Origin of the sequence: Marinobacter antarcticus (assembly GCF_900142385.1) — a bacterium.
In the GTDB taxonomy this organism is placed as follows: domain Bacteria; phylum Pseudomonadota; class Gammaproteobacteria; order Pseudomonadales; family Oleiphilaceae; genus Marinobacter; species Marinobacter antarcticus.
Map to the genome: position 1 here is coordinate 215,472 of NZ_FRAQ01000001.1, position 22,788 is coordinate 238,259.

Annotated in this window: 19 protein-coding genes; 11 read left to right on the plus strand and 8 right to left on the minus strand. The window is 55.4% G+C overall.

All coding sequences use genetic code 11. The features are described from left to right. Nucleotides 1-20 precede the first annotated feature (20 nt). From cyoB to BUA49_RS01075, 6 genes are all read left to right on the plus strand, one after another. Complete coding sequence (cyoB, locus tag BUA49_RS01050) at nt 21-1,994, plus strand: cytochrome o ubiquinol oxidase subunit I (RefSeq protein WP_228704456.1); 1,974 nt, start codon at nt 21-23, stop codon at nt 1,992-1,994. A gap of 1 nt (nt 1,995) precedes the next feature. Then, entirely contained in the window at nt 1,996-2,619 is a 624-nt protein-coding gene (gene cyoC / locus BUA49_RS01055; RefSeq protein ID WP_072794950.1) for a cytochrome o ubiquinol oxidase subunit III, read from the plus strand. Continuing rightward, nucleotides 2,619-3,038, plus strand: coding sequence for a cytochrome o ubiquinol oxidase subunit IV (gene cyoD / locus BUA49_RS01060; protein WP_072794951.1), 420 nt, complete (start codon nt 2,619-2,621; stop codon nt 3,036-3,038). Before cyoC ends, cyoD begins: the two co-directional genes overlap by 1 nt. Continuing rightward, entirely contained in the window at nt 3,035-3,847 is an 813-nt protein-coding gene (locus tag BUA49_RS01065; RefSeq protein ID WP_217650390.1) for an SURF1 family protein, read from the plus strand. The genes cyoD and BUA49_RS01065 overlap by 4 nt, the downstream gene beginning before the upstream one ends. A 74-nt stretch (nt 3,848-3,921) precedes the next feature. Then, nucleotides 3,922-5,241: an ATP-binding protein gene (locus tag BUA49_RS01070; protein ID WP_072794952.1), complete on the plus strand. Its 1,320-nt coding sequence runs from the start codon at nt 3,922-3,924 to the stop codon at nt 5,239-5,241. 38 nt (nt 5,242-5,279) lie between these two features. Then, nucleotides 5,280-5,816, plus strand: coding sequence for a response regulator transcription factor (locus tag BUA49_RS01075; RefSeq protein ID WP_072794953.1), 537 nt, complete (start codon nt 5,280-5,282; stop codon nt 5,814-5,816). Nucleotides 5,817-5,898: 82 nt separating this feature from the next. Here the strand turns inward: BUA49_RS01075 and BUA49_RS01080 are convergent, their stop codons facing one another. From BUA49_RS01080 to BUA49_RS01105, 6 genes are all read right to left on the minus strand, one after another. Then, nucleotides 5,899-6,876 (minus strand): NAD(P)H-dependent flavin oxidoreductase, encoded by a 978-nt coding sequence (locus tag BUA49_RS01080; RefSeq protein WP_072794954.1) that lies wholly within the window; start codon nt 6,874-6,876, stop codon nt 5,899-5,901. 106 nt (nt 6,877-6,982) lie between these two features. After that, nucleotides 6,983-8,785 carry an acyl-CoA dehydrogenase gene (locus tag BUA49_RS01085; protein WP_072794955.1) on the minus strand — a complete coding sequence of 601 codons (1,803 nt, stop codon included), beginning with the start codon at nt 8,783-8,785 and terminating at the stop codon, nt 6,983-6,985. A 20-nt stretch (nt 8,786-8,805) separates the two neighbouring features. After that, nucleotides 8,806-9,990: an acetyl-CoA C-acyltransferase gene (locus BUA49_RS01090; protein WP_072794956.1), complete on the minus strand. Its 1,185-nt coding sequence runs from the start codon at nt 9,988-9,990 to the stop codon at nt 8,806-8,808. Between the two features lie 211 nt (nt 9,991-10,201). Next, nucleotides 10,202-12,295: a 3-hydroxyacyl-CoA dehydrogenase NAD-binding domain-containing protein gene (locus BUA49_RS01095; RefSeq protein ID WP_072794957.1), complete on the minus strand. Its 2,094-nt coding sequence runs from the start codon at nt 12,293-12,295 to the stop codon at nt 10,202-10,204. A gap of 183 nt (nt 12,296-12,478) precedes the next feature. Continuing rightward, nucleotides 12,479-13,306: an IclR family transcriptional regulator gene (locus tag BUA49_RS01100; RefSeq protein ID WP_072794958.1), complete on the minus strand. Its 828-nt coding sequence runs from the start codon at nt 13,304-13,306 to the stop codon at nt 12,479-12,481. A 245-nt stretch (nt 13,307-13,551) separates the two neighbouring features. Beyond that, on the minus strand, nt 13,552-14,913 hold the full coding sequence (locus BUA49_RS01105) for a hypothetical protein (protein WP_072794959.1): 1,362 nt from the start codon (nt 14,911-14,913) through the stop codon (nt 13,552-13,554). A gap of 259 nt (nt 14,914-15,172) precedes the next feature. On the opposite strand from BUA49_RS01105, the gene BUA49_RS01110 reads away from it, so the two are divergent. The 5 genes from BUA49_RS01110 (at nt 15,173) to BUA49_RS01130 (ending at nt 20,062) form a co-directional block, all read left to right on the plus strand. Then, the gene (locus BUA49_RS01110) at nt 15,173-16,342 is read left to right on the plus strand and encodes an acyl-CoA dehydrogenase (RefSeq protein ID WP_072794960.1); all 1,170 of its coding nucleotides are present in this window, start codon (nt 15,173-15,175) and stop codon (nt 16,340-16,342) included. Nucleotides 16,343-16,373: 31 nt separating this feature from the next. After that, nucleotides 16,374-17,570, plus strand: coding sequence for an acyl-CoA dehydrogenase family protein (locus BUA49_RS01115; protein ID WP_072794961.1), 1,197 nt, complete (start codon nt 16,374-16,376; stop codon nt 17,568-17,570). Between the two features lie 10 nt (nt 17,571-17,580). Continuing rightward, entirely contained in the window at nt 17,581-18,723 is a 1,143-nt protein-coding gene (locus tag BUA49_RS01120; protein WP_072794962.1) for an acyl-CoA dehydrogenase family protein, read from the plus strand. 109 nt (nt 18,724-18,832) lie between these two features. Next, nucleotides 18,833-19,594, plus strand: coding sequence for a class II aldolase/adducin family protein (locus tag BUA49_RS01125; RefSeq protein WP_072794963.1), 762 nt, complete (start codon nt 18,833-18,835; stop codon nt 19,592-19,594). A 12-nt stretch (nt 19,595-19,606) separates the two neighbouring features. Then, the gene (locus tag BUA49_RS01130; protein ID WP_072794964.1) at nt 19,607-20,062 is read left to right on the plus strand and encodes a MaoC family dehydratase; all 456 of its coding nucleotides are present in this window, start codon (nt 19,607-19,609) and stop codon (nt 20,060-20,062) included. A gap of 102 nt (nt 20,063-20,164) precedes the next feature. Here BUA49_RS01130 and BUA49_RS01135 read toward each other — a convergent pair whose 3' ends face one another. Together BUA49_RS01135 and BUA49_RS01140 are read right to left on the minus strand one after the other, a co-directional pair. Then, the gene (locus BUA49_RS01135; protein WP_072794965.1) at nt 20,165-21,100 is read right to left on the minus strand and encodes a ketopantoate reductase family protein; all 936 of its coding nucleotides are present in this window, start codon (nt 21,098-21,100) and stop codon (nt 20,165-20,167) included. Next, complete coding sequence (locus BUA49_RS01140; protein ID WP_072794966.1) at nt 21,097-22,767, minus strand: long-chain fatty acid--CoA ligase; 1,671 nt, start codon at nt 22,765-22,767, stop codon at nt 21,097-21,099. Before BUA49_RS01140 ends, BUA49_RS01135 begins: the two co-directional genes overlap by 4 nt. Nucleotides 22,768-22,788: the final 21 nt, after the last annotated feature.

Below are 22,788 nucleotides of genomic sequence, written 5' to 3' on the forward strand. Positions count from 1 at the left end.
AGACAGATCTGACCAGCTTGATTTTCGGTCGACTTTCACTGGAGTCGATCCCCTATCACGAGCCCATACTGATCGTGACTTTTGTCATCGCCGCGCTCGCCGGTCTGGGGGTGGTGGGCTTCATCACCCATAAGCGGTTCTGGGGCACTCTATGGCGCGACTGGATCACCAGTATCGACCATAAGAAAATCGGCATCATGTACATCATTCTGGCGTTCGTCATGTTGCTGCGGGGTTTCAGTGACGCGTTGATGATGCGGGCGCAGCAGGCGATGGCCTTTGGCGGCTCCGAGGGCTTCCTGCCCCCGGAGCACTATGATCAGCTGTTTACCGTTCACGGCGTGATCATGATCTTCTTTGTCGCCATGCCGATGATTGTCGGCATTATGAACTTTGTTGTGCCACTGCAACTGGGCACTCGGGATGTGGCGTTTCCGTTCCTGAACAACTTCAGCTTCTGGATGACCGCAGCTGGCGCCGGCCTGACCATGGTTTCGCTGTTTGTCGGCGAGTACGGGAAAACCGGGTGGCTGGCCTTCCCGCCGCTGTCCGGCATTCAGGGCAGTCCGGGTGTCGGGGTTGATTACTATATATGGTCGTTACAAATAGCCGGTGTCGGCACCCTGCTATCGGGGATCAACTTTGTGGTGACGATCATCAAAAATCGCGCTCCGGGCATGACACTGATGAAAATGCCGATCTTCACCTGGACCGCCCTGTGCACTAACATCCTGATTGTAGCGGCATTCCCTATCCTGACCGTCGTGTTAGCCATGCTCTCGATGGACCGCATGCTGGGCACCCATTTCTTTACCAACGATATGGGTGGCAACATGATGATGTATGTCAATCTGATCTGGATCTGGGGCCATCCGGAAGTTTACATTCTGATACTGCCTGCCTTCGGGGTTTTTTCCGAAGTGGTCGCGACTTTCAGTGGCAAACGTCTGTTTGGCTATACCTCCATGGTCTACGCCACGATAGTCATCACCGTGCTGTCGTACCTGGTGTGGCTGCATCACTTCTTCACGATGGGGGCCGGAGCCAGTGTGAACGCTTTCTTCGGCATCACCACCATGATCATCTCGATTCCGACCGGCGCCAAGCTGTTCAACTGGCTGTTTACCATGTATCGCGGCCGTATCCGTTTCGAGCTGCCAATGATGTGGACAGTCTCATTCATGGTCACCTTCACCATTGGCGGTATGACCGGCGTGTTGCTGGCCGTGCCGCCGGCTGACTTCGTGCTGCACAACAGTTTGTTCCTGGTGGCGCACTTCCATAACGTGATCATCGGTGGCGTGCTGTTCGGCATGTTCGCAGCAATCAACTATTGGTTCCCGAAAGCGTTCGGCTACAAGCTGGATGATTACTGGGGCAAATGGTCGTTCTGGCTCTGGACTATCGGCTTTTACGCGGCCTTCATGCCGCTTTACGTGCTCGGCCTGATGGGTGTGACCCGACGCATGAATCACTTTGATGATTCGTCACTGCAGATCTGGTTTGTGGTTGCGGCCATCGGCGCGCTGATGATCCTGGGCGGCATCGTCGCCTCAATCATCCAGTTTGTGGTCAGCTATCGCCGTCGCGATGAACTGCGTGACCACACCGGTGACATCTGGGATGGCCGCACTCTGGAGTGGTCCACCTCATCGCCGCCGCCACAATACAACTTTGCGTTCACCCCGGTAGTCTACGACAACGATTCCTGGACCGACATGAAAAAGCACGGCTATGAGCGGCCACGGGACGGATTCCTGCCAATCCACATGCCCAAGAACACGGCGGCTGGCTTTGTGCTGGCGATGCTAAGTGCAGCCTGTGGTTTTGGTCTGGTGTGGCACATGTGGCCGCTGGCGGGCGTCTCGTTTGTGGCGCTGATCGGCGGAATTATTATTCACACCTTCAATTACAACCGTGATTATCACATTCCGGCGGAAGACGTTACCCGCATCGAGAACGAACGGTCACAACAGCTGGATAGGTACGCCTGATATGACAACGAACGCGACCGACGCCACACAGAACCTTCCCAGCTCGCACTTTTATGTGCGCGAACATCACCCGGAACAGGGCACGCTGCTGGGTTTCTGGCTCTATCTGATGAGCGACTGCCTCTTGTTCGCAGGCCTGTTCGCCACCTATGCCGTGTTGAGTAACAGCTTCGCTGGAGGGCCCACCGGGGCTGATATTTTCGATCTGCCTCTGGTAGCGCTGAACACCAGTTTCCTGCTGCTGTCATCAATCACCTACGGCTTTGCGATGCTGCAGATGCAGCTGAAACGCGTCAACGGTGCCCTGTTATGGCTGGGAGTTACCGGCCTGTTTGGTGCGGCTTTTATTGGCCTGGAGCTTTACGAGTTTACGCACCTGCTTAGCGAGGGCTACGGCCCACAGCGCAGCGCCTTTCTGACCGCATTTTTTGCGCTGGTAGGAACCCATGGCCTGCACGTCAGCTTCGGCATTGTCTGGCTGATCGTGCTGATGGTGCAGGTCAAGCGTTTTGGTTTGAATGCAGAAAACGGCCGCCGTCTGATGTGCCTGTCGATGTTCTGGCACTTCCTTGACGTGGTCTGGATCGGTGTCTTTACCTTCGTCTACCTGATGGGAGTTCTGTAATGAGCCAACACAACGCACAGCCACCGTCCGGGGACAACCATGATCACTATCAGGGGCACCATGGCGAAGAAACGCACCCGGGGCATAGCACGCTGAAAGGCTATATGATTGGGTTTGTACTGTCGGTCATCCTGACCGCCATTCCCTTCTGGCTGGTGATGGCCAACGTTATTGAAAGCACCGAACTCACCGCGCTGGTCATACTGGCCTTTGCCGCGGTACAAATCTTTGTACATATGATCTACTTCCTGCACATGAGCCCGAAAGCCGAAGGCGGCTGGAACCTGTTGGCACTGATCTTCACACTGATTCTGGTGTTCATTGCCCTGGCCGGCTCTGTCTGGGTAATGTATAACCTCAATATCAATATGATGCCCGGCCTGATGTCAGAGCCAGTACTGGAAATGCAGAGCCAGTGACCGGCAAAGCCCGCCATGGCGAGCCAGCGCCGCGCCCCCGATCAACCACCTTTATTGTTATATGGGCCCTGATCGCGTTGTTGGCTTTTAGCGGGTTCACCGCGTTGGGCATCTGGCAGGTGCAACGGCTGGGCTGGAAACAGAATCTGATTGAGCGCGTTAACCAACGGGTGGAAGCACCCGCCTCCCCTGCCCCCGGCCCGGACGTCTGGCCGGCCATCAATGAACGGGATGATGCCTACCTTCATGTACGCGTGACCGGCCAGTTGCTCTATGAAAAAACCACGCCGGTACAAACATCGACTGATCTGGGCCAGGGTTTCTGGCTAATGACGCCGCTGCAACAGGCCGACGGCAGCCTGGTGATGATCAACCAGGGATTCGTGACCGAAACGCCCAACGAGAAGGCCACGAGAACGGCCAACGATCAGCCGGTCACCGTTACTGGCCTGCTTCGGCTCAGCCAAACAGGGGGCGGCGTGCTAAGGGACAACGACCCGGCCACCGGCCGCTGGTACTCCCGCGACGTTGAGGCAATCGCTACCGCCAGAGCCCTGCCCATTGCCCGGGTAGCCCCGTTCTTTATCGACGCCGAAGCCCGGGGTGAAACACGGGCACCCCACTCCCTGAAACAAACCTACCGGGAACCGGTCGGCGGCCTCACGGTAATTTCATTCTACAATCACCACCTGCAATACGCCCTGACCTGGTTTGTACTGGCCCTGATGGTCGGTGCTGGCGCATTCTGGGTTGGCCGCGAAGAGCGGCTGGTGCGAAAGCGCCAGCGCTGGCAGACTGCCAGACAATAGAACGCACCACAGGACGATATTCCGGCGCGACACTCCTGACGTAAATCGTGAATACCAGCCAGGGAGAACCCCGTTTGACACCGAAACCGCACCAGAAGGCGGGCGGCGACATCGCCGGTGGCCGCAAAAACATGCAACTGTTGATTCAGCTGCGCTGGATTGCTGTGCTCGGCCAGATAACCACCATCGCCGTGGTCAGTCTGGTTTTTGAGTATCAATTGCCACTGCTGCCAATGCTGCTGGTTATTGCCGGGCTGATTCTGTTCAATCTGTTCAGTCTCTGGCGCGACCGCCTGCACCAGTCGGTAACCAACAGGCCGCTGTTCCTGGCCCTGCTGGTGGATGTCGTCAGCCTGACCGCGCTGCTGTTTCTGAGCGGCGGCGCTACCAACCCCTTCGCTTTCCTGTTTCTGCTGCAGGTTATTCTCAGCGCGGTACTGCTTGAGGTCTGGGCTACCTGGATCATTGTCGGGCTGACCAGCATCAGCCTTGCCGCGATGACCGTCTACTATGTTCCGCTGGCACCACTGACCAGCCACGCCCATCCTTTTCCCAGCGCTTATCTCGAAGGTCTGCTGATCAGCTTTGCGCTGAACGCCATCCTGCTGGCCTTTGTTATTACCCGAATTACCCGCAACCTGCGCTCTGGTGATGCACAGCTGGCGGATTTACGCCAACGGGCCGCCGAAGAGGAGCATATTGTGCGTATGGGTTTATTGGCTTCCGGCGCGGCTCACGAGCTGGGCACCCCGTTGGCAACAATGTCGGTCATTCTGGGTGACTGGCGGCGAATGCCCGAGCTGACCGGACAGGTCGAACTGCAGGATGAAATCGCCGAAATGCAGGCTCAGCTGCAACGCTGCAAAACCATCGTCAGCGGGATTCTGCTGTCGGCCGGTGAAACCCGAGGCGAATCCTCGGTCAAAACCACGCTCCGCACCTTTTTACAGGATTTGGTCGAGGAGTGGCGTAATATTCGGTCGATTGAGACATTTCAGTACGACAACCGTATTATAGAAGACTGCCCGGTGGTTTTTGATACCGCATTGAAACAGATGATCTGGAACGTGCTTGATAACGCCCTTGAGGCATCGCCACAATGGGTGAGCCTGGAGATCGGCCGGAATGACGAGTTGCTTCAGCTGGAAGTGTCTGACCGGGGGCCGGGCTTTCCACCGGAGATGTTGGCTGAATTCGGCAAGCCCTACCAGTCAAGTAAAGGCAAACCCGGCGGTGGCCTCGGGCTGTTTTTGAGTGTTAACGTCGCCCGGCGTCTGGGCGGCACCGTAGAGGCACACAATCGGGCGAAAGGTGGTGCCCGGGTCAAGCTGACTCTGCCGCTGGCCGCGATTGCAATCGAAGATCCTCCTGCAACGTGGCGGCCCCCGGGGTAAGCCCGGAGCGGGACAATTTCTGAAAGGATGGATTATTGATGTCGGCAACAAGGTTGCTACTGATCATTGAAGATGACGAGGCATTCTCCCGCACCCTGGCACGCTCGTTTCGGCGTCGGGATTACGAGGTATTGATCGCAGCGACTCATGATGAGGCAGCCAATCTTCTGAGCACCTTCTCGCCCGGTTATGCAGTGGTTGACCTCAGGCTGACAGGCAGCTCGTCGGGCCTGGAATGCGTGCAGCTGCTCCACAAACACGATCCAAAGATGTTAATTGTAGTACTGACCGGCTTTGCCAGCATTAATACCGCAGTAGAGGCGGTCAAGCTCGGCGCCTGCCACTATCTCGCCAAACCCTCAAACACCGACGATATAGAAGCTGCCTTCGAGCACGTAGCGGGCACGACCAACATCGCGGTAACCAACCGCGCCACATCCATCAAAACGCTGGAGTGGGAGCGGATTCATGAGGTGCTGGCGGAAACCGATTACAATATCTCCGAAACCGCCCGCAGGCTCGGCATGCATCGCCGAACTCTGGCCCGGAAGCTTGAGAAAAAGCCGGTAAAGTGACTGGCATGGCAAGTGCCCGCCCCCCGAAGGTGGCGAACTGGGCACACTGGCTCTGCTGGACTTGGACCTTGCTGGGCTGTGCCTATCCCAGAAAACCAGCCAGGCGCTGGCACACAATGGTCTCGGCTTCCGCCATGATGCGCTGAATCAGCTCATCGCAGGTCGGGATATCATGAATCAGGCCCGCCACCATGCCGCAGCTCCAGGCTGCTTCGTCCATTTTACCTTCCTGCAGTACCAGACGGCCTTTGGCGCCGGTTACCAGGTGACGGATATCATCGATGGTTTCCGCCTGACCCTTCTCTTTTTCAATACGGATGATCTCCTCAACGGCGGCGTTATTCAGAACCCTTTCCGTGTTGCGCAGGTTGCGCATGATCAGGCGAGTCTGAAGCTCATCAGCCTTCACGATCGCCTGTTTGACGTTATCGTGAATGGGGGCATCCTTGGTGGCCAGAAAACGGGTGCCCATATTCATGCCCTCGGCTCCCAGCGCCATGGCTGCAACCAGGCTACGGCCATCCGCCATACCGCCAGAGGCAACAAAAGGGATCTTCAGTTCTTCAGCCGCACGGGGTAACAGAATAAAGTTCGGTATGTCGTCCTCACCGGGATGACCGCCGCACTCGAAGCCATCAACACTGACCGCATCGCAGCCAATCTTTTCCGCTTTCAGGGCGTGACGTACGGAGGTGCACTTGTGAATCACCTTGATGCCTGCGGCCTTGAGCTGAGGCATATACTTTTCCGGGCTGCGCCCCGCCGTTTCAACCGCCTTTACACCACCTTCAATAATCGCGGCGATATACTCAGGATAAGGAGGCGCATTAAAAGAAGGCAGGAAGGTAAGATTCACGCCAAAAGGTTTGTCGGTCATCTCATGGCACCGGGTAATCTCTCGCGCAAGATCCTCAGGCGTGGGCTGGGTCAGCCCTGTGATGATACCCAGGCCCCCGGCATTGGAGACGGCTGATGCCAGCTCAGCGTAGCCGACATGGTGCATCCCCCCTTGAATGATCGGGTGGCGGATGCCAAACATCTCGGTGATTCTGGTTTTCATAGCGGGCTTCCTGTTTCGTCACTTAAATGAATTCAAAACTCATCAGTAGAGATAATTGTCAGGGCTTTGGCTGTTCTGTCCATTTCGGGTGCGCCCTTTCTGCTTTCTAGAACTGATCCTCATGAATCTCAAGCGCTGTTGTATCAAGAGCTTTCAGCAGTTCTGCGGCGCTCACCACACCGGGTAGTTCGTAACGGGCGAAGTACTCGCAGGCTTTAATTTTACCTTCGTAAAACGCCGGCGTTTGTTCACCTTTACCAGCTAGCCCGGCAATGGCTTTGAGGCCTTGTCGAAGCCAGAGCCAACCAACCACAACCTGGCCAAAGGCATCGAGATAAAGCGTGGCATTCGCCAGAGCTTTCTCTTTGTCACCATTGGCCTTCTCGCCGTTGATAACGTCTGTGGCTTGCGTTATTGCTTTCATCGCCTGTTCAAGACAATCCGCAGATTCAGCAAGCCGCGATTCCTGCCTGGCTTCACCAATGGTTGCTTCGAGGCGCCCCATCAGTTCCCGATAAAAACGACCGCCAGCCGTGGACACTTTCCGGCCCAGCAGATCGATGCCCTGAATACCGTGGGTGCCTTCGTGGATAGGGTTCAGACGGTTATCCCGGTAGAACTGTTCCACGGGGTATTCCCGGGTGTAACCATAACCACCGTGTACCTGAATCGCCAGGCTGTTGGCCTCAAGGCAATAGCGCGAAGGCCAGGATTTGATCACCGGAGTCAGTAAGTCGAGCAGACCTGCGGCCAGGTTACGCTGGTCATCCGTGGTGGCGAATTTCTTCTCATCCACCAGCATTGCACCCTGCAGGCACAGGGCCAGCCCGCCTTCCACGTAGGCTTTCTGGGCCAGCAACATGCGGCGGATATCCCCGTGGCGAATCAATGGCACCTGCGGTGCGCCCGGGTCTTTTTCCCCGATAGGCCGGCCCTGGTGGCGTTCGCGAGCGTATTCCAGCGCGTGCAGATAACCGGTGTAGCCGAGCATTACGGAGCCTAAGCCAACACCAATGCGAGCCTCGTTCATCATGTGGAACATGGCCGCCAGGCCATTGTTGGCCTCGCCCACCAGGTAACCGACAGCACCGTGTTTTTCACCAAAATTGAGCATGGTAGAGGTGGTGCCGCGATACCCCATCTTGTGAATCAGACCTGCCAGCGCAACATCGTTCCGATCGCCAAGATTGCCGTCTTCATCAACCAGAATTTTCGGCACCAGAAACAGGGAAATGCCCTTAACGCCCAGGGGTGCGCCCGGCACACGAGCGAGCACCATGTGAATGATGTTCTCGCTCAGTTCGTGGTCGCCACCGGAGATATAAATCTTGTTACCGAACAGACGATAGGTTCCATCCGGCTGAGGCTCAGCGCGGGTGCGCAGATCGCCAAGGGAAGAGCCCGCATGGGGCTCAGTCAGGCACATGGTGCCAAAGAACCGGCCAGCCATCATCGGCTCGGCAAAACGGGCCTGCTGTTCCTCCGAGCCCTGCACCATAATAAGGTTGGCCGCGGCAATGGTCAGGCCGGCATAGCCTTGGGTGCCAACGTTTGCGCCTTTGAGCAAACCCACACACATCTGCGCCACAGCCGCCGGCAGCTGCATGCCACCACGCTCGTAATCCTGGCCAGCCGCCATCAGCCCGGTGTCTTTCAACACGCCCAGCGCCTTTTTAACTTCGGGGCGCATTTCCACACGACCGTTTTCAAAGCGAGGTTCTTCCTCGTCAACCAGGCGCGCATGGGGAGCAAACTCCTCTGCAGCGACCTTCAATGCCAGATCAAGCGCGGCCTGAAGCGTTTCCCGGCTATGATCAGAGTAGCGATCATAGCTGAGATACTGCTCTACGTTGTGAAGCTCGTAGAGCTGGAATGCCAGATCCTGTGGGTTGATGATCTTTTGCTGCACGTTGTCGCACCCCTCATCAATTATACGACTTCAAACAGACCCGCAGCTCCCTGGCCACCACCTATGCACATGGTAACCACAACGTATTTGGCACCGCGACGCTTACCTTCAATCAACGCATGGCCGGCAAGGCGGGAACCGGTAACGCCATAGGGGTGGCCGATAGAAATGGAGCCACCGTTAACGTTCAGCTTTTCCATGGGAATGCCAAGACGGTCACGACAGTAAACCACCTGAGACGCAAAGGCTTCGTTCAGCTCCCACAGATCAATGTCATCCATGGTCAGACCATTACGTTCCAGCAGGCGGGGAATGGCAAACACCGGGCCAATACCCATCTCGTCCGGCTCACACCCTGCCACTGCAAAACCACGGAAAATACCCATGGGCTCAATGTTATTTTTCTCGGCATAAGTGCTGTTCATCACGGTGCAAACAGACGCACCGTCAGACAACTGACTGGCATTACCTGCCGTGACAAAATTACCCTCACCACGCACTGCCTTCAAACCCTGAAGGGCTTCAAGCGTCGTGCTCGGGCGGTTGCACTCGTCGCGCGTGAGAGTGACGTCTTTCTTGCTGACTTCGCCGGTTTCCTTGTCCTTCACCAGCATCGTCGCGTCGAAAGGCACGATCTCGTCGTCGAATTTGCCTGCTTCCTGCGCGGCAGCCGTACGCTGCTGGGAAATCAGCGCATACTCATCCTGAGATTCACGGCTGACGTTATAGCGCTGGGCTACGATATCCGCCGTTTCAATCATCGCCATGTACAGCTCAGGCTTGTGCTTCATCAGCCACTCGTTGGTCGCGTGAAAGCTGTTGAACTTATCGTTCTGCACCAGAGAAATAGACTCCACACCACCAGCTACCATCGCCGGCACCTTCTCCGACACCACACGCTGCGCAGCAATAGCGATAGACTGCAGACCAGAGCTGCAAAAACGGTTAATAGACAACCCGGCAGTCGTCACTGGCAAGCCGCCACGAATAGCCGCCAGACGAGCCATATTCCTGCCCTGTGCACCTTCTTGAAAGCTTGCGCCGAGAATCACATCCTCAAAAATTGCGGGATCAATACCAGTACGCGCAACCGCATGTTTAATAACATGCCCCGCAAGATCCACACTGTGCGTATTATTCAAAGCGCCCCGGTAAGACTTCCCAAGACCGGTGCGTGCGGTAGAAACAATAAGTGCGTCTGACATAAGAATTACCTCAAAATAAAGATGGAGTGCCTACCCTTCATCGGAATATCGCAAAGATAAAAATCCGCTGATCAAATCGGCACGGTATGGGTCGCTTTTTCTGTCGGAAAAAAATGTCTGAGCAAAGCGAGTTGTTTTTTCCAGTAGAAAAAGTGACCCATATCGGGCCAGCCCCTAAGCATATGGCAAAAGAGACCAGCCAATAACGGTCTTACAAGTCGCCGAACTTCTTCCCATCAGCAACCAGCTGCTTCAGCAGATCAGCAGGTTTCCACTGCTCCCCACCCACATCACCGTGATACTTCTCCACAGCAGCCAGAATCACATCCAGACCCACCTGATCAGCCCAGAACATCGGACCACCAAGGTATGCCGGGAAGCCATAGCCATAAATCCAGACCACATCAATATCCAGAGCCCGATCAGCAACACCTTCCTCCAGAATCTTGGCTGCCTCATTCACCATCACATACATGCAGCGTTCAAGAATTTCCTGGACAGTAATTTCCCGGGAGCTGATACCCTGCTCCTTGCGGAAATCCTCAATAATCCCCTCAACCTCAGGATCCGGAACAGGCTTGCGGCTGCCCTCCTCATACTTGTAAACACCCGCCATGGTTTTCTGACCAAGGCGGTTCTGCTCGGCAAGCTTATCCATCCAGCTAGGCGCTACATTCTCACCGGCATTGCGAAGCTCTTCGCGGATACGATAACCCACATCAATACCTGCCAGATCCGACATGGCAAACTGGCCCATGGGATAACCCAGATCCGTCAGAACCTTGTCTACCTGTTGCGGTGTGGCGCCTTCGTTTACCAGAGCCATGGCCTCGGCACCGCGCTTGTGCAGCATGCGATTGCCAACAAAGCCGTGGCAATTGCCGACCAGTACACCTACCTTTTTAATCTTCTTGGCCACTGCCATCACAGTCGCTTTCACCTCATCAGAGGTCTTGCTTCCGCGAACATTCTCCAGCAGTTTCATCACGTTGGCCGGGCTGAAAAAGTGCATGCCCACCACATCTTCAGGGCGCCTGGTGGCAGACGCAATTTCGTCAATGTCCAGAGTAGAAGTGTTGGAGGCCAGAATGGCTCCGGGCTTACAGACATCGTCCAGCTTCGCGAAGATCTCTTTTTTGACCGCCATGTTTTCAAACACAGCCTCAATCACCAGATCCACATTTTTGAAATCGTCATAACGCAGGCTACCTGTGATCAGCGCCATCCGGTCTTCCACCTGCTGCTGCGTGATGCGCCCCTTCTTTGCGGAGCTTTCATAGTTCTTGCGGATGATGCCCAGCCCTTTATCCAGGGCTTCCTGCTTCATCTCCACAATGGTGACGGGGATACCCACGTTGGCAAAGTTCATGGCGATACCACCGCCCATGGTGCCCGCGCCGATGATGCCCGCGCTGTTCACATCGCGCACCGGCGTATCCTTTGACAGCCCTTTCACCTTGGAAACTTCACGCTCCGCAAAGAACGAATGAATCAGACCATCGCGCTGGGGCGAGTCCATGCACTCCATAAACAGTTCACGCTCGCGCTTCATGCCTTCAGCAAACGGCAGGTTAACAGCCGCTTCAACAGCATCTACGCACTTGAACGGAGAAAACTGACCACGGGCCTTCTTTTGCAGCACGGCACGGAACTGATCAAATACTTCGCTGCCCTTGTCGGCCGAAACCTTGTCCGTCAGATCACGAACCCGGCGCACCGGCTTGCCTTCATCCGCAATCTGCTGTGCATAGGCAAGACCAGCGGCTTTCACATCATTGCCGTCGTCAACGACATCCACGATGCCCAGCGCGAGGGCGTCTTTAGCCCCGACAAACTCACCAGACGTAATCATTTCCAGCGCCTTCTGCGCACCAGTCAGACGAGGCAAACGCTGAGTGCCGCCGGCACCCGGCAACAGGCCGAGCTTTACTTCCGGCAGGCCAACTTTGGCACTGCTCAGTGCAACCCGGTAATGGCAACCAAGAGCCGTTTCCAGCCCGCCACCCAGTGCTGTGCCGTGGATCGCTGCAACAAGAGGCTTGTCACTGTTTTCGTATTGTTCAACCACTGCGGGCAGCCCCGGCTCCTGCATGGGTTTACCAAATTCGCGGATGTCAGCACCGGCAATAAAGGTACGGCCTTCACACACCAACAAAAGCACCTTGGCTTCTGAATCCTTCTGCCCTTGCTCCAGAGCGGCAACCAGGCCGGAACGCACCGCATGACTGAGGGCATTGACCGGCGGGTAATTCACGGTAATCACGCCGATACTGCCTTCACGATTGTAATTTACGACCTCAGACATAACCTCTCCCTCGCTCTATATGAAATTTAGTTTTATCAAGCGAAACATGCATACGATTTAATACAAGTTCTCTCCGGGTTTCAACCACCATTTAAAACCGGGCACAAAAAAACCGCAGAACGAATCCTGCGGTTTTCTGTGAAGCCCGGGGTATACCGGCGGGTATGGCGCTCCGGAACCGGATTAAACGCCCAGTGTCTCAATGTCACTTGCAAGCATGGCAAGCTGGTGGGCAATAGAGCCGCGAAGCTTTTCAGCCGAAACCAGGTAAGACGGTGCAGCACACGTCAATGTCATGATAGTGCCGTCCTGCAGGTGAACAGCCACACCTGCGGAGTTGATATTGCGATCCCACTCACCGATTGAAAGACAGAAGCCATACTTCTTGTAGTCCTCCATGGCGCGATCCAGCCCTTCCTTCTTCTCAGGCCAGGATTCCGGGCCGTACTTTAGCTCCATCGCATCTTCAATAACCTTGCGTCCTTTATCTGCAACTGCGCAGTAGTAGGCCCGGCCTGCAGACGTGGTCGCCATAGGCAGCTTGATACCGATATCCATCCGCAGCAAAGAAGCTTCCGGGGGCAGGCGGTTTTCCACATAGATCATGTGGAGCCGGTCACGGCAGGTCAAACCCACAGACATATTGGTCTGGCGCGCAAACTCATCCATGTAAGGCTTGGCTAACTGACGGACTTTCAAGTTGGATACGTAAGCATAACCCAATGCCAGCACACCGGAGCTGAGCTGATATTTCTCCAGCTGGGTGTTGTAACTGAGATACCCCAGTTTGGTCAGGGTATAGGTCATACGGGACACGGTTGGCTTGGGCAGGTTGGTAAGCCGGGCAATATCCTGGTTACCAAGAATCACCGAGCCCTGACTGAAGGCACGCAACACATCCAGACCACGGGACAGCGCCTCGACGAACTTCCGATCCTTCTCCGGCTTCACCGGTTCGCCGTCACCGGAAGCGGCCATCAGCCCCGGTGAAGTGGTTTTTGCTTTTGACATAATATGGCGCCCTCCAACAACGTCGCCTGCTCCCGTGTTCCGGGCTATAAATTCTGTGAATATAAAGTATGCAGCATTTTAATCGTTGATGAATGCAAGTACCACAAACTCAGGTCAAAACTCGCATCGAAAAATGAAACATACGCTTTTCAGGCAGCATCCTGATGTCCGAGAAACTGCCAGACATGAGTAATAATTGGTATATCGTTCTGCCTGATAAAAGAAAAGGCTCCGAAAACACCCCTTTACCGAATGGTTGGCAAGATAACGATCTCTAAAGCCAGAAGCGCTAGTAACAATGGCACTGCTATTAATACAAACACGCCATTCCAGCGGAATGCCACCACCCAGCGCGGCACCTGACCAAAACGGGAAAGCAGCATGACAGACGGCCCAAAGGGCGAAAGCATCATCGCCAGGGAAAAACCGATAACCAGAGCTACGGATATCAGAATCGGGTCCATGCCTTCCGCAATGAGTTGCGGCAGCAAGCCAGCCAGAACGCTGAGCACCGTAATCGGGATAATCCCAATGGTTGATAGCAGCGGTAGAATCAGCAGACCGGCCACAGCGAGCAGCCACATCCCCCCAGCGGAGGTCACAAGGCCACTCAGGGCATCCTCTGGAATCACGCTGGAGATTGACACCCCCAGAATCGCCGACGCGGCAAAGATCGCCATTTCATTATTCATGGCCGAAACCTGAGTCACGCTCTCCTTGAGCACAACCCCAAGCGACCTTTCCTGCCACGCCATATAAAGAAGCGTAACAGATGGCACGGCCATCATGGCGGCGACTGAGACTTTGAAATCAGTCAAAACGACGATAGCCGCCATCATTATAAATACGATCAGAACCAGCCCCAACAGCCGCAAAGTGCCCGGCGGCCATTGTTCCAGATCCACACGCTCGCTACTGACCTGCCGAAAACGGCGCTGCTCCAGCAACCAGCCAACCGCAATCAGAACCACTGACGCCGCAACCCCATAGGGCAAAAGCATAGACCAGCTTAACTGAGGCAACTCCCGGGTCAATATGGCCACGGCGACACTGGTTGGCGCCACCAGGGGAACAAGCGCAAAACCGCGAAGCGCGCTGATCAGAACGCTGCGCAGCCACTGCAGGCGGGACTCACCGGTGATCCCGCGCTCCCGGAGGGTTTCCGAAAGGCTGCCACACAACAGGTTCATCATGCCGAAACTCAGCACAGAGGCGACACCACAGCTAACCAGAGCGTATTTAGGATACAGCCAGATCGCGCGACCACCCAACAGGATATCGTGAATCCTGCGCAGCACTTCAAAGCGCCTGACCAAGCACTGCATCATCCCCAGGCTGCCAAGAAATGCGGCGTAAAACGCAGCATCAGCAGAGGCTTTGATTAACCTGTCCATGCCCAGCTGACCACGAACAGAAAACCACGCAGTCACTGCCAAAGACACCAGCAACAGAATGCGGGAGTATGTCTGCAGGCGACCACCCGCCCACAGAAAACAAAAAATGAATAACACGCCCGCGATTGCACTGAGCTGAGTGTTGGAAAAGCCTATAGCCATCAGCTCAGTCAAAACCGCAAAAGGTAACAACCAACGATCTGCAGTACTCATGCCTGCTCTATCCTTGTCAGGATCACGCTGACAGAGATGGTCTCTGCTTGCATTTCACACACACCCGGATTAGTCTTTTGCCAAGTAAATACAAAACTCAGTTTCGCTTAATGAAACTATACTAGCACAAATGACAAAGCAGTCCGGGATCTTTTACCCCCGGACGCCCTTCCCCAGGTTCTCGGCTGAACCCCAACGGAAGATGCATTGCCGCTGTGATTGAACGGGTTAACAACTGATTTTACTGAGGAGAAACAACATGGCTTCTGCACCTTGGGATGACCTGCTGCAGTTTGACAAACAACTGGATGAAACCGAGCGCCAGGTTCGGGACAGTATTCGCAGTTTCTGTGATCAGCGCCTGATGCCGGGCATCATCGAGGCCAATCGCCATGAAAAGTTTGATCGCAACATCTTCAACGAGATGGGCGACCTGGGCATGCTTGGCGCCACCCTGCCGGAACAATATGGCGGCCCAGGCCTCAGTCATGTGTGTTACGGACTGATCGCCCGCGAGGTAGAGCGCGTTGATTCTGCCTACCGCTCCGCGTTGAGCGTTCAGTCCTCACTGGTTATTCACCCGATTCATGCCTTTGGCCAGGAAGCCCTGAAGAAGCGCATTCTGCCCAAGCTGGCCTCTGGCGAGATGGTTGGCTGTTTCGGCCTGACCGAGCCTAACCACGGCTCTGATCCGGCAGGCATGGAAACCCGCGCCAAAAAAGTGGATGGCGGCTACCTGCTGAGCGGATCCAAAACCTGGATCACTAATTCCCCTATCGCTGATGTGTGCGTGGTCTGGGCGAAGCTGGATGGGAAGATAAACGGTTTTGTCATCGAGCGTGAAGGCGCCAAAGGCCTTGAAACCCCGAAAATTCCTGGCAAGTTCTCGCTTCGCGCTTCAGAAACTGGTTCCATCTTTATGGATGATGTTTTTGTACCAGAAGAAAACAAGCTGGAAGTGGAGGGTTTGAAAGGCCCCTTCAGCTGCCTGAACAAAGCCCGCTTTGGCATCAGCTGGGGCTCTCTGGGCGCCGCTGAATTTTGCTGGCACGCAGCCCGTAGCTACACCCTTGAGCGCAAGCAGTTCGGCAAACCCCTGGCCGCAAACCAACTGATCCAGAAGAAGCTGGTAGACATGCAGACCGAAATTACTCTAGGCCTGCAGGCCGTTCTGCAGCTGGGCCGAATGATAGATGCTGGTGACGCCACTCCGGATGCGATCTCTCTGCTCAAGCGCAACAACTGCGGCAAGGCTCTGGACATCGCACGGGTTGCCCGCGACATGCACGGTGGTAACGGTATCTCCGACGAATACCACGTAATCCGTCACGTCATGAACCTCGAAGCTGTGAATACCTATGAAGGCACTCATGACATCCACGCCCTGATTCTTGGCCGCGGCCAGACCGGAATCGCAGCGTTTAGCTGATACCAAAAAGCCCAACACGACGAGGCTAATCATGAACATGAACTACACCGCCGAGGAGCTCGCTTTCCGCAACGAAGTGCGGGCGTTCCTGGAAGAGAAACTGCCGGCAGACCTTGCCGCCAAAGTGAAGGGTTTCCGTCACCTGTCCAAAGAAGACCACCAGCGCTGGCAGCAGATTCTCTGCAAGCAAGGTTGGTACGCCACGCACTGGCCGGAAGAGTATGGCGGTGTAAAATGGACACCGGTTCAGAAGCACATCTGGGATGAAGAGTCCTGTCATTACGGCGTACCCCGGTCTATCCCGTTCGGTGTGAACATGGTGGCGCCGGTTATCATCAGGTTCGGCAACGAAGAACAAAAGCAGACCTATCTTCCCCGCATCCTCAGCGGTGAAGATTGGTGGTGCCAAGGCTATTCCGAGCCCGGCGCCGGCTCTGACCTGGCATCACTGAAGACCCGCGCAGTGCGCGAGGGCGACCACTACATCGTGAACGGCCAGAAAGCCTGGACCACACTTGGCCAGTACGCCAACATGATTTTCTGCCTGGTGCGCACTAATACCGAGGTGAAGGCACAGGAAGGCATTTCGTTCCTGCTGATCGATATGAACACACCAGGTATCACAGTGCGCCCGGTCATCACCCTTGATGGTGAGCACGAGGTGAACGAAGTCTTCTTTTCAGATGTGAAGGTTCCGGTTGAGAACCTCGTAGGCGAAGAGGACAAAGGCTGGACTTACGCCAAGTTCCTGCTGACTTATGAGCGCACCGGCCTGGCCGGCATCGGCTTGTCCAAAGCCGCGCTGTCTCACCTGAAGCAGCTGGCATCTCGCCGCATCAAGAATGGCCGCCCGCTGATTGAAGACTCATCGTTCAGCCAGCGCATTGCCAAGGTTGAGATTGACCTTATGGCTGCGGGGATCAGTAACCTCCGCATTATTGCCTCAGTTGAAGGCGGCGGCATGCCCGGCGCGGAAAGCTCCATGCTGAAGGTAAAGGGCACAGAAATCCGCCAGGCTATTAACGACCTGGCGCGCAGAGCCATTGGGCCCTATTCCATTCCGTTTGTGGAAGAAGAACTGAACCTTGATTATGAAGGCGAGTTCCTGTCAGACGAAAATGCTGCACCCCTTTCAGCTCAGTACTTCAATAATCGTAAGCTCTCGATTTTCGGCGGATCCAACGAGATCCAGAAAAATATCGTGTCGAAAATGATTCTCGGGCTTTAAGGAGGCGACCATGGATTTCCGACTCAATGAAGAGCAGCAGATGCTGCAGGACACCGTGGCCCGCCTGGTGCGCGGTGAATACAGTTTTGAAAAGCGCCTGGGGTTCAGCGAAACCGATGCCGGGTTCAGCGTGGATTTCTGGAAGCAGCTCAGTGAGCTTGGGCTAACATCTGTGCCCTTCTCAGAAGAGCTGGGCGGCTTCGGTGGTGGCGGTGTAGAAGTGCAGTCGGTTATGACCGAACTGGGCCGTGGCCTTTGCCTGGAGCCATACCTGCAGTCTGTCATTTTTGGCGGTGGGCTTATCAGCCAGGCCGGCAACGATAGCCAGAAAGAAGCCTGGTTGGGCGGCATTGCCAGCGGCGAACTGCAAGCAGCGGTTGCGCTTCAGGAGCCCCAGAGTTTCTACAATCTGAACGATGTGGAAACCCGCGCCGAGAAAAAAGACGGTGGCTACCTGCTCAATGGCCGCAAGGCCGTTGTGATTGGTGGGCATTGTGCTGACGTCATTCTGCTCTCCGCTCGCACCTCGGGCGACACCCGCGATGCTAACGGCATCAGCCTGTTTGCCTTGAAACCAGATACGGCAGGCATTGAGCGCCGTGTTTACCCGACCATTGATGGTTCAAAAGGCTGTGATATTACGCTGAACAATGTTCAGGTAAGTGCTGATGCACTGTTGGGCGAAGAAGGCAGTGCCGCCGAGGTGATTGAGTATCAGGCAGGCCGTGCCATTGCAGCACTGTGTGCGGAAGCTGTCGGTGTTATGGAAGCCGCCAACGAGCTGACTCTGGATTATCTCAAGCAGCGCAAGCAGTTTGGCGTACCTATCGGTAAGTTCCAGGTACTGCAGCACCGCATGGTAGACATGATGTCTGAACTGGAACAGGCCCGTTCCATGGCTATTCTGGCGGCCAGCGTGGCAGATGAAGAACAGAGCGATGAGCGCCGTCGCGTGCTGTCTGCTGCTAAAAACGTTATCGGCCGCAGCGGGCAGTTCATTTCCGAACAGGGCATACAGTCCCACGGTGGCATTGGCATGACATGGGAATACAATTTTGCCCATTACGCCAAGCGTCTGATCATGATCAATCACCAGCTGGGTGACGATGATTTTCACCTGGAAAACTACGCCTCCCTTTTACAGGCAAGCTAAACTCCTTGATCAGTGAGCCTGAGACCTCTTTTGATCAGTCAGAGGTCTTTTTCGGGGGTGGCTTGCCACCCCCTTTTTTATGCAAAGTGAGAAATAAGGTGAACAACATATGACAACAAACACCTCAAATACCGGCGCCGACACTCTGAGAAAAGCCGAGTGGCAGGTTCGCAGTGAACTGGCTGCGGCCTATCGTCTTGTTGCCCTGTTCGGGTGGGACGATCTGGTTTTCACCCACCTCTCCGCCCGGGTGCCTGGCCCCGAGCACCATTTTCTCATTAACCCCTATGGCCTGCTCTTCCACGAGATCACCGCATCCTCTCTGGTGAAAGTGGACAGGGACGGACAGGTTGTGGAATCCGGCGGTCTTGGCCGGGTGAACCCGGCAGGCTTCACCATACACAGTGCTGTGCACATGGGGCGCGACGATGCCGGTGCCGTCATGCACCTTCATGCCGCAGATGGCGTGGCCGTTTCCGCCCACAGAGACGGCCTGCTGCCCCTGAGCCAGACGGCCATGCTCTGTTTGGCGCACCTGAGTTACCACGATTATGAAGGTGTAGCTCTGAACCTGGATGAGCGTGAGCGCCTGATACGGGACCTCGGGGACAAATCCATGATGTTGCTGCGCAATCATGGTGTTCTGACTGCCGGTAAAGACGTACCGGAAACCTTTACGTACCTGTACTTCCTGATGAAAGCCTGCGAGATACAAGTTAAAGCACAGAGTTGCGGCCCAGTGTATATGCCTTCCGAGCAGGCCATCCGGACTACCGCAGAACAGTCACAAGCCCTGGGTAGCGCAGCGGCGCTCACCTGGCCGGCACTGCTGCGACTTCTCGACAGCAAAACCCCCGGCTACGCAGTCTAAGAAGGGCATAACATGGTGGAAATACAACTCGACAAGTTGGCCAGCCATAAAGGGAACCTGTGTTGCTACAGCCCCTGGCTTACCATCACCCAGGATATGATCGGAGCGTTTGCCGATGCCACGGGTGATCACCAGTGGATTCACGTGGATGTGGAGCGGGCAAAGCGGGAATCGCCCTGGAAAAGCCCGGTCGCTCATGGATATCTGACGGTATCCCTGATGTCCCGGCTCAACCCCCAGGCCCTGCGGGTAACGGGTACGAAGGCCACGATTAACTACGGGTTGAATAAGCTGCGATTTCCAGCGGCAGTGCCGGTGGGTTCGGAGATCCGCACCAGAGTCGAGCTGATAGACGTTGTACCGGTGGACGACAAACGAACCCTGGCGACTTACAAAACCACCGTGGAAATAAACGGGCAGGACAAGCCGGCCTGCGTTGCAGAAAACCTCGCCATGTATGTAGTCTGAACGAGACTTCTGAACAAAACTTTTGAACAGAATTACATTATCCGTAGCCCCGCAAGGGGGCTCCGGATACTATCCAAATACTGCCTAAATACTGCCTAAATACTATTCCCGCCCCTCCAGCGCTGCGCGCATTTTCAGAGTCACCAGCACCGTATTCAGGTGAGGCACTGCAATGCCATGACGCTTGGCTAACGTCACCACGTTACCCAATACTGCCTCCCGTTCAACCGGGCGGTCATTCAGATAATCCAGCGCCATACTGTTCTTGTAGGCAGGCATTTTGCGGGTGCCCTCTATGTTCTGATCGATCAACGCCTTATCCATTGGATAGCCTTCTGCCGCAGCCACCTCCATCACCTCACGCATCATGGCCCGGATCAGCTCTTCGCCACCCGCCGTATCCAGAATAGTTCGGGTGTCCGCACCGTTAGCAATAACAGATAAAGGGTTGAACGGGGTATTCCAGAGGCACTTGCGCCAGCGCTCGCCCACGACACGCTCTGTCAGGTCGACCTTAATGCCACCCTCTGTAAACAGCTGAGACAAAACCCGGCAGCTCTCATCAACACCTTCCGGATAACGCCCCATCACTAACTTGCCGTAGGCTTTGTGTTCAACGATACCGGATTCTGTGCGGCTTGCGGCAATGAAGGCCAGGCAGCTTATAAGAGGGTTCTCCGGATAGGCATCGGCAAGCTCGGTTTCGATATCCAGGCCGTTTTCGATCAGTACCAGGCGGGTCTTCTCACCCATCCAGGGCGCAACCAGTGCAACCCGGTCCACACCGGGCAATACTTTTACGCACAAGATGAGAAAGTCCGGCGTTTCTTCCGGCAGGTCACCATCCCGATATACATGGTCGGGATGATAGGACAGATCTCCCAGCGCGCTTGTGATACGAATACCCCGGGCTCTGACCGCATCATAGTCTGAGCGCAACACAGTGCTCACGGAGCAACCGGCTTTCTTCAGAATGGCGCCGTAGAAGCTACCAATAGCTCCGGCACCCACAATCAGAATACTGGGCTTATTATTCATGATCCGTCCCTTCCCTTCCACTCTTCCTCCTGAAGCGATCGCCACATCAGCTTGCCCGTGGGGGACTTTGGCAAGGCACTCACAAATTCAACAATGGTGGGTACTTTGTAGACCGCCATCTGTTCCTTGCACCAACTCGTAATGTCCTCAACGCTGGTGATGCCTTCCGCTTCAGGTGTGAGCACGATACAGGCTTTCACCGTTTCCCCACGTTTGGGATCCGGGGCCGAGATAATACAAAGCTCATGAATGGCAGGGTGTCGGTACATCATGCCCTCAACTTCCGAAGGCCACACTTTGAATCCGGATGCGTTGATCATTCGCTTAAGGCGATCGACCATGAAGAAGTAACCCTCTTCGTCGTAATAGGCGAGATCGCCGGTGCGGAAGAAACGCTTGCCATCAATTTCGACGAACGCCGCATCGGTTTCCGCCGGCCGGTTCCAGTAGCCGATGGTTACCTGCGGGCCACAGGAAACGATCTCACCGGTTTCACCCGGCGCTTTCTCTTCCAGGGTATCCACATCAATAATCCGGCTGTCCACATCAAACACGGGGATACCCAAACACTGGGCCTTGGGCTTCGCATTGGGGTTGATATGGGTTGCAGCCATGGTTTCTGACAGGCCATAGCCCTCAATGTAGTCGAGCCCCGTCAGCCTTTTCAGCTTTTCCGCAACGGCGCCGGGCATGGCGGCACCTCCGCCACCAATCATGTTGAGGCTGGAGAGGTCGTATTTGCCTATATCCGGATTGGAAAGAAAGTCCACCGCCATGGTAACGATGTTAGTCCAGCCGGTGACCTTGTAGCGTTCAATGAGCCTTGATGCGGTGGTGCGATCCCAGCGCGTCATAATCACCGATGTGGAGCCAGCGAAAATTGGCCCGTTCATGGAGCCGGTCATGCCGGTCACATGGAAAAATGGCAGGGTGGCCAGCTGCACGCTGTCGGAAGTGCTCAGGTTCCAGAACACACGGTGTACCGCCGTTGCCATTACTGAGCGATGCGTGTGCATACAGCCTTTTGGGGCGCCGGTTGTACCCGAACTATAGGGGATCACTGCCAGGTCTTCCGGGCCTGCTGTATGCTTTTGGGGACTATAGCCCGCCGCCATGGCGGTTTCCCAGCTCACTACGCCCGGAACAGCACCCGACCAGGCGGGGCTTGCTACTTCCGCAGGCAGATCCAGGTCGGTATCAGGCTTGATGTATGTGTTGTAGGAAGCCACCACGATCTGTTCCAGATCGGTTTTTCCCAACAGCGGCGTAATATATTCAGCCAGTTCCTGGCCCGCCAGGCATACCGCCGAGCCCGTATCCGCAATATAGTGTTCCAGCTCTGCGGCCCGGTTCATCGGGTTTATCGGAATCACCACCGCATCCGCCCGCAAAATCGCGTAGTAGGAGATCACATACTGCGGCGAATTCTGCATATACAGCAGCACTCGATCACCTTTTTTCACACCCTGCGCCTGCAGGTAACCTGCCATGGCCTCCACTTCCGCCAGCAGCCGACGGTATGTGATGAACGCATCGTAGAAAATGATGGCTGTGTGATCGGGATAGCGCAGTGCCGATATTTCCAGATTGGTAAAAACACTGGTTTTCGGCAGAGTCATGGTCTTGGGCAACTCTTTAGGCCAGACCGCATAGTGACGTGTGAACATAATTATTGTTGTCTCCAGGTG

Bases quoted from the DNA above. Each gene is read 5' to 3' on its own strand.
- BUA49_RS01115 (WP_072794961.1), top strand. From the start codon at position 16,374: ATGAACATGAACTACACCGCCGAGGAGCTCGCTTTCCGCAACGAAGTG.
- BUA49_RS01075 (WP_072794953.1), top strand. From the start codon at position 5,280: ATGTCGGCAACAAGGTTGCTACTGATCATTGAAGATGACGAGGCATTC.
- BUA49_RS01135 (WP_072794965.1), bottom strand. From the start codon at position 21,100: ATGAATAATAAGCCCAGTATTCTGATTGTGGGTGCCGGAGCTATTGGT.
- BUA49_RS01120 (WP_072794962.1), top strand. From the start codon at position 17,581: ATGGATTTCCGACTCAATGAAGAGCAGCAGATGCTGCAGGACACCGTG.
- BUA49_RS01110 (WP_072794960.1), top strand. From the start codon at position 15,173: ATGGCTTCTGCACCTTGGGATGACCTGCTGCAGTTTGACAAACAACTG.
- BUA49_RS01090 (WP_072794956.1), bottom strand. From the start codon at position 9,990: ATGTCAGACGCACTTATTGTTTCTACCGCACGCACCGGTCTTGGGAAG.
- cyoC (WP_072794950.1), top strand. From the start codon at position 1,996: ATGACAACGAACGCGACCGACGCCACACAGAACCTTCCCAGCTCGCAC.
- BUA49_RS01130 (WP_072794964.1), top strand. From the start codon at position 19,607: ATGGTGGAAATACAACTCGACAAGTTGGCCAGCCATAAAGGGAACCTG.
- BUA49_RS01140 (WP_072794966.1), bottom strand. From the start codon at position 22,767: ATGTTCACACGTCACTATGCGGTCTGGCCTAAAGAGTTGCCCAAGACC.
- BUA49_RS01100 (WP_072794958.1), bottom strand. From the start codon at position 13,306: ATGTCAAAAGCAAAAACCACTTCACCGGGGCTGATGGCCGCTTCCGGT.
- BUA49_RS01095 (WP_072794957.1), bottom strand. From the start codon at position 12,295: ATGTCTGAGGTCGTAAATTACAATCGTGAAGGCAGTATCGGCGTGATT.
- BUA49_RS01080 (WP_072794954.1), bottom strand. From the start codon at position 6,876: ATGAAAACCAGAATCACCGAGATGTTTGGCATCCGCCACCCGATCATT.
- cyoD (WP_072794951.1), top strand. From the start codon at position 2,619: ATGAGCCAACACAACGCACAGCCACCGTCCGGGGACAACCATGATCAC.
- BUA49_RS01125 (WP_072794963.1), top strand. From the start codon at position 18,833: ATGACAACAAACACCTCAAATACCGGCGCCGACACTCTGAGAAAAGCC.
- BUA49_RS01105 (WP_072794959.1), bottom strand. From the start codon at position 14,913: ATGAGTACTGCAGATCGTTGGTTGTTACCTTTTGCGGTTTTGACTGAG.